Below are 9,890 nucleotides of genomic sequence, written 5' to 3'. Positions count from 1 at the left end.
ATATATAATAAATAGATAAGGAGAGATTTTTATGACAAATAGAACTAGAATGGTAGCTCCTAGAAATGTAATTAATGCTAAACAACTTTATACTTTTTATATTTTAAAAGAATTATCAAAAGGTCAGGAAATTTTCGGAAACAAAGTTTTAGAAACTTTTAAAAATGCTTTTTCAACATCAGCACTTCCTTTTCCTGTTTCTTCTAGCACAATTTACGATACTCTTTATGATTTAGAACAAAAAGGATATGTTACAAGTTATTGGGTTGGAGATGAATTTATAAATAAACGTTCTAAAAAAATGTATAGAATAACAGATGCAGGAAAAGAATATCATAAATTGCATATTGCTAATTATGTTGATGCTTTAAATAAAAATAAATCTGTTATAGATATGCTTATAAAAATGCTAACAAAATAAAAACTATGAAACCGCTTTTAAGGTTTCATAGTTTTTTAATTTAGATGTCCCATATCTCTAAATTTATTATATCTATTATTTAGCAACACATCTTTATCATATTCTTTTAGCTCTATTAAGCTTTCTAATAAGTTCTTTTTCAAAGCTAATGCCATTCTTAAAGGATTTTTATGTGCTCCTCCCCAAGGTTCTTTAATAACTTTATCTATTATTCCAAAGTTTCTTAAATCTTGTGCTGTTATTTTCATTATTTGTGAAGCTTCCTTAGCTCTTGTAACATCTTTCCATAGTATAGTAGCAAACCCTTCTGGAGATAGTATGGAGTATATAGAATGTTCTAACATTAAAATTTTATCTGCAACTGCTAATGCTAATGCTCCTCCACTTCCACCTTCTCCAATAATAACAGAAATTATTGGAACTGTTAATCCCATTAAATCAACTAAATTTTGTGCTATTGCTTGCCCTTGACCTCTTTCTTCTGCACCAACTCCACAAAATGCTCCTGGTGTATCTATTAAACATATTATTGGACGATTAAACTTTTCAGCTTGTTTCATTAATCTTAATGCTTTCCTATAGCCTTCAGGATGAGGCATACCAAAGTTTCTTTTAATATTTTCTTTAGTATTTTCACCTTTACAAATTCCTATCACTGTTATAGAAACTCCTTTTAATAAACCAATACCTCCTATAACTGCTTTATCATCCCCAAAGCATCTATCACCATGTAATTCTATAAATTCATCAAAAATTTCATTTATATAATATTTTGCATTAGGTCTATTGCTATGACGAGCTATTTCAACTTTTTGCCATGCATTAGCTGTTTTAATTAAATCTCTACTCATATATTTTTACCTCATGAATTTTTAAAATTGTATTAATAACAGATTTTATTTCTTTTCTATTAACTATTTTATCTATAAATCCTTTTTCTAACAAAAATTCTGAAGTTTGGAAATTATTTGGTAATTTTTCATTAATTGTCTTCTCTATCACTCTTCTTCCAGCAAAACCAACTAAGCACCTAGGTTCACTTAGAATTATATCTCCTTCCATTGCAAAACTAGCTGTAACTCCTCCAGTAGTTGGATCTGTCAATATTGTTAAATATAATAATCCTGCCTGAGAATGTCTTGCTATAGCACCACTTATTTTTGCCATTTGCATTAAAGAAAATATTCCTTCTTGCATTCTTGCTCCACCTGAACAAGTAAAAATAATAAGAGGAAATTTATTTTTTGTAGCATATTCTATTGCATTGGTAATTTTTTCCCCAACGGCTATTCCCATGCTTCCCATCATAAAATTAGAATCCATAACACATAACACTATTTTTTTAGAAAATATTTTAGCTTCACCAGTTACAACGGCTTCATTAGTAGAAGATTTTCTACTTGAAGCCTTAATTTTTTCTTCATAATCTGGAAAATTCAAAGGATTATTTCCTATCAATCCTCTATTAAACTCTTTAAAACTATCTTTATCAACTAAAAAATTTATTCTTTCATATGCACCAATCCTAAAATGATAATTACAATTTGAACAAACCTGTAAATTATTTTTTAAGTCTTCTGTGTAAATTATTTTTCCACAATTATTACATTTACTCCACATACCATTAGGAATATTAGGCCTTTCTTCTATTTCATTTTCACCTAATTGCAACCCTACAGTACTAACTGTTATATATTTTCTTTTATTTAAAAGATCTTTAATCATTATTAATCACCAACTTATTCATTAAAAATGAGGTGTCATAAAGTCCCTGCTTAAATAACTCATTATCTAATATTAAAAAGTGATAATCTATATTAGTAGTAACTCCATCTATAGCAAATTCTGAAAGACATCTTTTCATTTTACAAATGGCTTCTTCTCTAGTTTTACCATGTACTATAAGCTTTCCTATCATAGAGTCATAACAATGAGGTATTTTATATCCTTGATATATAGCAGTATCTAACCTTACACCAAATCCTCCTGGAAAGTTAACTTCCTTAATTATTCCAGGACATGGCATAAAATTCTTAAATGGATCTTCTGCATTTATTCTACATTCTATGGAATGACCATTTATCACCAAATCACTTTGATCAAAATCAAGAGGTATTCCAGCAGCTATTTTTATTTGTTCTTTTACTATATCAATGCCTGTAATCATCTCAGTTATAGGATGTTCAACCTGTATTCTTGTATTCATCTCCATGAAATAAAATTCACCATTTTTATTCACAAGAAACTCTATAGTACCAACATTTTTATAATTAACTGCTTTAGCAGCTTTAATAGCTGCATCTCCCATTTTTCTTCTTTGTTCTTTTGTAAGAATTGTAGAAGGAGCCTCTTCTATAACTTTTTGATTTTTTCTTTGAACTGAACAATCTCTTTCAAATAAATGAACTATTTTACCATATTCGTCACATATTAATTGAAATTCTATATGTTTTGGATTTTCTATAAATTTCTCTATATAAACCCTATCATCACCAAAATTTGCACTTGCTTCTGATTTAGCCATTTCATAATTAGAAATGAATTCTTCTTCATTATGAACTATACGAATTCCTTTACCACCACCTCCTGAAGCAGCTTTAACCATCACTGGAAAAGTTATATCTTTTGCAATTTCTAAAGCATGTAAAGCACTCTGAATTTCTCCTTCATAACCTGGTACTACTGGAACTCCTGCATCTTTCATAACTTCTCTTGCCTTAGCTTTATCCCCCATAAACTCTATAGCTTTCCAATCTGGCCCTATAAATTTGATGTTACACTCAGTACACATCTTTGCAAATCTAGGGTTTTCTGATAAGAAACCAAATCCTGGATGTATAGCCTCTGCTCCTGTTAATACACAAGCACTTAATATATTTTGTATGTTAAGATAACTTTCTTTCGACATCCAAGGACCAATACACACAGCTTCATCAGCTATTTGAACATGTAAAGCTTCTTTGTCCATTTCTGAATATACTGCCACAGTAAGTATACCTAATTCTCTACAAGCTCTAATAATTCTTACTGCTATTTCACCTCTGTTTGCAACTAATACTTTTTTAAACATCGTCCTCACCTAACCTATTGCAAATAAAATTTCTCCTGAACAAGCAACCTTTCCCTCTACTGTAGCTGTTGCTTTTCCAACACCTACAGGCCCTCTTATCTTTATTATTTCTACTTCTAATCTTAAAACATCTCCTGGTACAACTTGTTTTTTAAATCTAAGTTTATCTATTCCTGCAAATAATGGTTTCTTTCCCTTAAATTCCTCTTTTTTTAACATAGCAACTGCACCAGTTTGTGCTAAAGCTTCTACAATTAAAACCCCAGGCATTATAGGATAATCTGGATAATGTCCTTGAAAAAATGGTTCATTAATTGTTACATTTTTATATGCAACTATACTAGTTTCAGTTATTTCTTCTACTTTATCAATTAATAAAAAAGGATATCTATGAGGTATAATTTCTTTTATTTCATTTATATTCATCATCATTAATCTCTCCTTATTTTAAATAGTTGCTCTCCATACTCAACCATTTGCCCATTAGTAACTAATATATCCACTATTTCTCCAGAAACTTCACACTCTATTTCATTCATAAGCTTCATAGCTTCAACTATACATAAAATATCTCCTGATTTTACTTTATCACCAATTTTTACATAAGGCTCCTCATCAATACCTGATGCTGAATAAAATGTTCCTACCATTGGAGAAGTAATATAATAATCATTTTCACTGCACTTAATTTTATCAATAGTTTCTTCCTCTTTTACGGAAGATTCTGAATCACTTATATATTCTGAATTATATGTTTGTTTTAGTTCAATATCATTGCTTAAACTTTCACTTATTTCTTCAGTAAAATTTCTAGTTAAAGATTTATCCATTTTAACATAACCATCTTCAAGTTTTACTTCAAAATAAGCAATATTAGAATTATCAATCTTATCAATTAAGTCTTTAATCTCATTAAGTTTCATATTACTCACCTTCTATTTCCACTTTTTAAATAATAAAGAAACATTATGACCACCAAACCCTAATGAATTTGATAAAACATAATTCAATTCAGAACATCTCCCTTTATTTGGAACATAATCCAAGTCACATTCCTCATCCTTCTCTTTATATCCTATTGTTGGTGGTATAAAATTATCACCTAAAGCTTTTACACATACTATTGCTTCTATGGCACCTGCCGCCCCAAGTAAATGGCCTGTCATAGATTTAGTTGAAGATACTGGGATTTTGTATGCAGTCTCTCCAAAACATTTTTTTATTGCAATTGTTTCAAATTTATCATTATATGGAGTGCTTGTTCCATGAGCATTAATATAAGAAATTTCTTCTTTATTAATTTTACTTTCTTCAATAGCAGCTTCCATAGAACGTTTAGCACCTTCTCCCTCTGGATCTGGTGATGTTATATGATAAGCATCACAGGTAGCTCCATAGCCTACTATTTCAGCATAAATTTTAGCTCCTCTTTTTTCAGCACTCTCTAAGCTTTCAAGAATTAATATTCCTGCACCCTCTCCCATTACAAAACCAGATCTTTCCTTATCAAAAGGAATTGATGACCTTTTAGGATCATTTGATGTATTTAACGCTTTTAAATTTGTAAATCCAGCTACTCCAGCTCTTGTAATAACAGCTTCAGCGCCTCCTGCTATAATTATATCTGCATATCCATGTTTTATATTTCTAAATGCTGTTCCAATACAAGTGTTTCCTGTAGCACATGCAGTTACTAAAGATTCACAAATACCTTTAGCTCCATATCTAATAGCTAAATTTCCAGCAACTAAATTTATTATTGATGATGGAACTGAAAAAGGTGACACTCTATTAGGTCCTTTATTTATTAATTTTTCAACTTCTGTTTCTATGGTTTGATATCCACCTATTCCTGAACCAACTATTACACCAACTTTTTCTGCAATAATATTTTCATCCTTTAAATTTAAATTTGCATCTTTCATAGCTTCATCTGCTGCTTTAAAAGCAAAATGCGTAAATCTATCCAATCTTTTTACTTCTTTTCTGTCAATATAATCCTCTGCTTTAAAATTTTTAACTTCTCCTGCAATTTTAACTTTATAGTCAGTAGTATCAAATAGTGTTATATTGTCTATACCACAAACTCCTTCTTTACTATTATTCCAAAATTCTTCAACTGTATTTCCAATTGGAGTTATAGCTCCCATACCTGTTATAACAACTCTACGATTCATAATAAAACCCTCTCCTTATATTACCATTCCACCATCTACATTAATTACTTGACCTGTTATATATGATGCTGAATCTGATGCTAAAAATGCAACTAAGTTAGCAATATCTTCTGGTTCACCAAGCTTTTTTAATGGAACATTTTTAGCTACTTCTTCTTTTATTGTATCGGATAAAACAGCAGTCATATCTGTTTTTATAAATCCAGGTGCTACAGCATTTACATTTATACCTCTTGCACCAAACTCTTTTGCTAAAGATTTAGTAAGACCTATAACACCTGCTTTAGATGCCGCATAATTAGCCTGCCCTGCATTTCCTACCACTCCTACTACTGATGTTAAATTTATTATTTTACCAGATCTTTGTTTAAGCATTATTGCCGATGCATGCTTTGAACAATTAAATGTACCTTTTAAATTAACATTTATAACATTGTCAAAATCTTCTTCTTTCATTCTTAACACTAAGGTATCCTTAGTAATGCCTGCATTATTTATTAATATGTCTAACTTACCAAATTTATTTTTACATTCATCTATTAATTTTTTAGCTTCTTCAAAATCACTTATATCACATTTCACACATACTACATCTACTCCAAAGGATTTTATTAATTCTTTAACCTCTTCTGCTTCTTTGTCAGAACTTCTATAATTTATAACAATATTAGCTCCTAATTGAGCTAATTTTATAGCTATAGCTCTTCCTATTCCTCTAGTTCCTCCAGTAACAATTGCTACTTTTTCTTTCAACATTTAAAGTACCTCCAATTCTTTTAGTTTATTTACTGTTTTTTCTAATGATTTTATATCTTCAACATTTAATATGGTAACATTCCTATTTATTTTTTTAATAAATGAACTTAAAGTTTTTCCAGGACCAACCTCTATAAAAACATCAACTCCCATATCTATCATAGTCTCAATATTTTTCATAAATAAAACTGATTTCATTACTTGAAGTTTTAATAAATCTTTTATACTATCATCCTTATAATAAGCTATTCCTTTAACATTTGATAAAACTACTGAATTCATTTCATTTATATTAACTTTTTCTAACTCTCTTTCCAAATTAATAGCTGCTGGTTCTAACATTGAACAATGAAATGGTGCCGATACTGGTAATTTAATACCTTTTCCACCTGCTTGCTTAATTAATTCTAAAGCTTTTTCTAAAGCTTTATTTTCCCCTGATAACACAGTTTGTGCAGGTGAGTTATAATTAGCACCCTCTATTATGCCATATTTTGAAGATTTTTCTATTATCTCTTCAATAGCCTCAGATTTAAGTGACAATACAGCTATCATACCACCTATGCCCTCTTTTACAGCCTCCTGCATAAATTTTCCTCTTTTTTGAACTAACTTAACAGCTTCTTTAAATTCTAAAACTCCTGCATTTATAAGTGCTGAATATTCACCTAAACTTAGTCCACAAGAAACCTCAGCTTCAATACCATTTTTCTTTAAAACAGATAATATTGCCATATTAGTTGTTACAATAGCTGGCTGTGTATTTTCTGTTTTATTTAAAAGTTCTTTATCACTATTAAAACATAAATTAGCAATATCTAAATCTAATGCTTCACTTGCTATATTGAATATATTTCTACTTTCTTCATAATTATCATAAAATTCTTTTCCCATTCCCACATACTGAGCTCCTTGGCCAGCAAATACGAAACCTATATTAGACATAGTTTTCCTCCAAATTATAAAACTCTTTATTTGTTAATATTGTTTATAGATTATAATACCACATTTTGTAATCATATGGTATTATAATCCTTTAAAATATTTTTTTTACTTTATTTTATATTCTTTCAATTATTAAATCATAATTTAATTAATGCTGATCCCCATGTAAGTCCTCCACCAAATCCTACTAAGATCACTTCATCTCCAAAAGTTATCTTTTTTTGTTTATAAGCTTCATATAAAGCTATGGGGATACTTGCACTAGATGTATTTCCATATTTATCTAAATTTATTATAAATTTATCTGAAGCGATATTTAATTTTTTACTTACATAATCTATTATTCTAAGGTTAGCCTGATGTGGTATTATATGCTTTATTTTATCTAGGGAGCTATTACTTCTTTCTAGAACATTTAAAATACTCTCTTCCATTGCTTTTGTTGCAAACTTAAAAACTTCTCTACCATTCATTTTTATATATTGTTCTAAAATCTTTTCATTTTTGTTAAAAGGATTATTTAAAGGCGCTCCTCCTATTGTTAAAACATCCCCCTTGTTACCATCAGATTTTATTTCTATAGCCTTTATTCCCTCATTATTTGTAGCTGTAACAACTACTGCTCCTGCACCATCTCCAAAAAGCACACAAGTTCCTCTATCATTCCAATTTAATACTTTTGATAAAGTTTCTGCACCAATAATTAAAATATTTTTAAACTCTCCTGACCTTATAAAACTATCTGCTACTTTTAATCCATATATAAAACCTGTACAAGCAGCATTAATATCAAATGCACATGCATTTATAGCTTCTAGCTTTTTTTGTACTACACAAGCTGTAGATGGAGTAAAAGTATCCGGAGTAATTGTAGCAACAATTATCATATCAATATCTTTTGCACTTATTTTCGCATTTTTTATAGCTATTTTACTTGCTTTTACAGCTAAATCAGAAGTTTCTTCATCTATTGTTATACTTCTTTTTTCAATTCCCGTTCTAGTTTTAATCCACTCATCACTTGTATCAACTAAGGATTGTAGCATTTTATTAGTCACTATATTTTCCGGTGCATAAGCTCCTATTCCTATTATTTTTGAATTACTCATGTTATTTCTCCTTTAACTTCATAAGCTCATATTTCCTTTCAAAAAAGTCTTTAAGCTTTTCAAGTGAACTAATAAGAATTTTTTCTTCTTCTTTATTTAATCCACATACGGTTTCTTTTATCATTTCATCATGAAACTTTTCATGAATATCATAAGCTAATTTACCTTTATCTGTAAGCTCTATCATTACTACTCTTCTATCTTCTTCTATTCTTCTTCTTTCTACATATCCTTTTTTAATTAATTTAAATATTGCAGTAGTTAAAGTTCCTACTGTAATATTTAAATCTAAAGCTACTTCTGACATTGTTCTTGCATTTTTAACACCTATAGCTTCTAAAGTATGTACTTCCGTTACAGAAAGATCTAAAAGAACATCACTTCTCTTTAAAGCATTTTCTTCAATTCTTAAAATATCATTAAATAAGTTAACTAATAAATCATTTAAAATTCCCTCACTATTTTGCATTATTACTTGCTCCTTTTCTAATCATTAGTTTATTTGATAATATAAAGAGCTCATCAAATATTTTGAATATCAAATTATTTGATTTGATATTCAAAATATACTATATCTCTTTATTATTGTCAATATTCATTATTATTATGAAAAATATGATAAAACACCTATAAATAAACTATAGGTGTAAAAAAATTGAAATTGATAAAATTAACCATCATATTTATCATACATTAATTTAGATTATTTTTCTAGTTAATTTCATAATTTTTAAGCATTTTTTTGATTTTATTCAACTTAACAATAGATGTTTTTGTGTAAATATTGAATTTTTTTACATGTTTATATTTTGCAATTTTACATCATTAACTTTTAAAATTTCTAAAGCATATTCATCTATTCTATAATCATGTTTATATATTATTTTTTTTATTCCTGATTGTACTAAAGCTTTTGTACAATTTAAACAAGGAAAATGAGTTACATAGGCTGTACAACTTTTAACTGAAATCCCTTCTTTAGCCGCATAAGTTAAGCAATTTATTTCAGCATGTACTGTTGCAATACAATGTCCATCTCTCATTGTATGCCCAATATCATCACAATGAGGCATATTACTTCCTACACTACCATTATATCCAGTAGATACTATTCTATGCTCATCATTAACTATTACACATCCTACATGTGCACGATCACAAGTAGATCTTTCTGCAAGTACCTCTGCTAAGTTCATAAAATATTCATCCCATGATTGTCTTTTACTCATTTAATTTTTCTCCTTAAATTATAATTACTTTTTATATTTTTTTATTGTTTTATAAAAGTTATAAATAACTGTAATTAAAGCTACAGCTAAAATACTAATTAATAAAATTTTAATTATTAAATATGTGCTCATAAACTTCTCCCATTATATGTAACATGTATTAAAAGTTATTTTATATTAATT

12 protein-coding genes are annotated in these 9,890 nt (G+C 28.7%); 1 reads left to right on the top strand and 11 read right to left on the bottom strand.

Annotated elements, in window-relative coordinates; genetic code table 11:
* Nucleotides 1-31 precede the first annotated feature (31 nt).
* Nucleotides 32-421, top strand: coding sequence for a PadR family transcriptional regulator (locus tag GBZ86_RS09055; RefSeq protein WP_152889900.1), 390 nt, complete (start codon nucleotides 32-34; stop codon nucleotides 419-421).
* A 35-nt stretch (nucleotides 422-456) separates the two neighbouring features.
* On the opposite strand, the gene GBZ86_RS09050 is transcribed toward GBZ86_RS09055, so the two are convergent.
* From GBZ86_RS09050 to GBZ86_RS09000, 11 genes are all read right to left on the bottom strand, one after another.
* The gene (locus tag GBZ86_RS09050) at nucleotides 457-1,272 is read right to left on the bottom strand and encodes an acetyl-CoA carboxylase carboxyltransferase subunit alpha (protein WP_152889897.1); all 816 of its coding nucleotides are present in this window, start codon (nucleotides 1,270-1,272) and stop codon (nucleotides 457-459) included.
* Nucleotides 1,265-2,146: an acetyl-CoA carboxylase, carboxyltransferase subunit beta gene (accD, locus tag GBZ86_RS09045; protein WP_152889895.1), complete on the bottom strand. Its 882-nt coding sequence runs from the start codon at nucleotides 2,144-2,146 to the stop codon at nucleotides 1,265-1,267. The genes GBZ86_RS09050 and accD overlap by 8 nt, the downstream gene beginning before the upstream one ends.
* Nucleotides 2,139-3,491, bottom strand: coding sequence for an acetyl-CoA carboxylase biotin carboxylase subunit (locus GBZ86_RS09040; protein ID WP_152889893.1), 1,353 nt, complete (start codon nucleotides 3,489-3,491; stop codon nucleotides 2,139-2,141). The genes accD and GBZ86_RS09040 overlap by 8 nt, the downstream gene beginning before the upstream one ends.
* A 9-nt stretch (nucleotides 3,492-3,500) precedes the next feature.
* Entirely contained in the window at nucleotides 3,501-3,920 is a 420-nt protein-coding gene (gene fabZ, locus GBZ86_RS09035) for a 3-hydroxyacyl-ACP dehydratase FabZ (RefSeq protein WP_152889902.1), read from the bottom strand.
* Between the two features lie 2 nt (nucleotides 3,921-3,922).
* Entirely contained in the window at nucleotides 3,923-4,414 is a 492-nt protein-coding gene (gene accB, locus GBZ86_RS09030) for an acetyl-CoA carboxylase biotin carboxyl carrier protein (RefSeq protein WP_152889891.1), read from the bottom strand.
* A gap of 12 nt (nucleotides 4,415-4,426) precedes the next feature.
* The gene (gene fabF / locus GBZ86_RS09025; RefSeq protein ID WP_152889889.1) at nucleotides 4,427-5,668 is read right to left on the bottom strand and encodes a beta-ketoacyl-ACP synthase II; all 1,242 of its coding nucleotides are present in this window, start codon (nucleotides 5,666-5,668) and stop codon (nucleotides 4,427-4,429) included.
* A gap of 15 nt (nucleotides 5,669-5,683) precedes the next feature.
* Nucleotides 5,684-6,424, bottom strand: a complete 741-nt coding sequence (gene fabG / locus GBZ86_RS09020) for a 3-oxoacyl-[acyl-carrier-protein] reductase (protein ID WP_152889887.1) — start codon at nucleotides 6,422-6,424, stop codon at nucleotides 5,684-5,686.
* Entirely contained in the window at nucleotides 6,425-7,369 is a 945-nt protein-coding gene (gene fabD, locus GBZ86_RS09015) for an ACP S-malonyltransferase (protein ID WP_152889885.1), read from the bottom strand.
* Between the two features lie 137 nt (nucleotides 7,370-7,506).
* The gene (locus GBZ86_RS09010; protein ID WP_152889883.1) at nucleotides 7,507-8,478 is read right to left on the bottom strand and encodes a beta-ketoacyl-ACP synthase III; all 972 of its coding nucleotides are present in this window, start codon (nucleotides 8,476-8,478) and stop codon (nucleotides 7,507-7,509) included.
* 1 nt (nucleotide 8,479) lies between these two features.
* Nucleotides 8,480-8,947: a MarR family winged helix-turn-helix transcriptional regulator gene (locus tag GBZ86_RS09005; protein WP_152889881.1), complete on the bottom strand. Its 468-nt coding sequence runs from the start codon at nucleotides 8,945-8,947 to the stop codon at nucleotides 8,480-8,482.
* Between the two features lie 325 nt (nucleotides 8,948-9,272).
* The gene (locus GBZ86_RS09000) at nucleotides 9,273-9,707 is read right to left on the bottom strand and encodes a deoxycytidylate deaminase (RefSeq protein ID WP_152889878.1); all 435 of its coding nucleotides are present in this window, start codon (nucleotides 9,705-9,707) and stop codon (nucleotides 9,273-9,275) included.
* Between the last annotated feature and the right edge of the window lie 183 nt (nucleotides 9,708-9,890).

Source organism: Clostridium tarantellae, assembly GCF_009295725.1.
GTDB lineage: Bacteria > Bacillota > Clostridia > Clostridiales > Clostridiaceae > Sarcina > Sarcina tarantellae.
Note: the sequence above shows the minus strand (reverse complement) of the source record. Positions and strands in the feature narration are given on the sequence as shown.

Bases quoted from the DNA above. Each gene is read 5' to 3' on its own strand.
- GBZ86_RS09055 (WP_152889900.1), top strand. From the start codon at position 32: ATGACAAATAGAACTAGAATGGTAGCTCCTAGAAATGTAATTAATGCT.
- GBZ86_RS09050 (WP_152889897.1), bottom strand. From the start codon at position 1,272: ATGAGTAGAGATTTAATTAAAACAGCTAATGCATGGCAAAAAGTTGAA.
- accD (WP_152889895.1), bottom strand. From the start codon at position 2,146: ATGATTAAAGATCTTTTAAATAAAAGAAAATATATAACAGTTAGTACT.
- GBZ86_RS09040 (WP_152889893.1), bottom strand. From the start codon at position 3,491: ATGTTTAAAAAAGTATTAGTTGCAAACAGAGGTGAAATAGCAGTAAGA.
- fabZ (WP_152889902.1), bottom strand. From the start codon at position 3,920: ATGATGAATATAAATGAAATAAAAGAAATTATACCTCATAGATATCCT.
- accB (WP_152889891.1), bottom strand. From the start codon at position 4,414: ATGAAACTTAATGAGATTAAAGACTTAATTGATAAGATTGATAATTCT.
- fabF (WP_152889889.1), bottom strand. From the start codon at position 5,668: ATGAATCGTAGAGTTGTTATAACAGGTATGGGAGCTATAACTCCAATT.
- fabG (WP_152889887.1), bottom strand. From the start codon at position 6,424: ATGTTGAAAGAAAAAGTAGCAATTGTTACTGGAGGAACTAGAGGAATA.
- fabD (WP_152889885.1), bottom strand. From the start codon at position 7,369: ATGTCTAATATAGGTTTCGTATTTGCTGGCCAAGGAGCTCAGTATGTG.
- GBZ86_RS09010 (WP_152889883.1), bottom strand. From the start codon at position 8,478: ATGAGTAATTCAAAAATAATAGGAATAGGAGCTTATGCACCGGAAAAT.
- GBZ86_RS09005 (WP_152889881.1), bottom strand. From the start codon at position 8,947: ATGCAAAATAGTGAGGGAATTTTAAATGATTTATTAGTTAACTTATTT.
- GBZ86_RS09000 (WP_152889878.1), bottom strand. From the start codon at position 9,707: ATGAGTAAAAGACAATCATGGGATGAATATTTTATGAACTTAGCAGAG.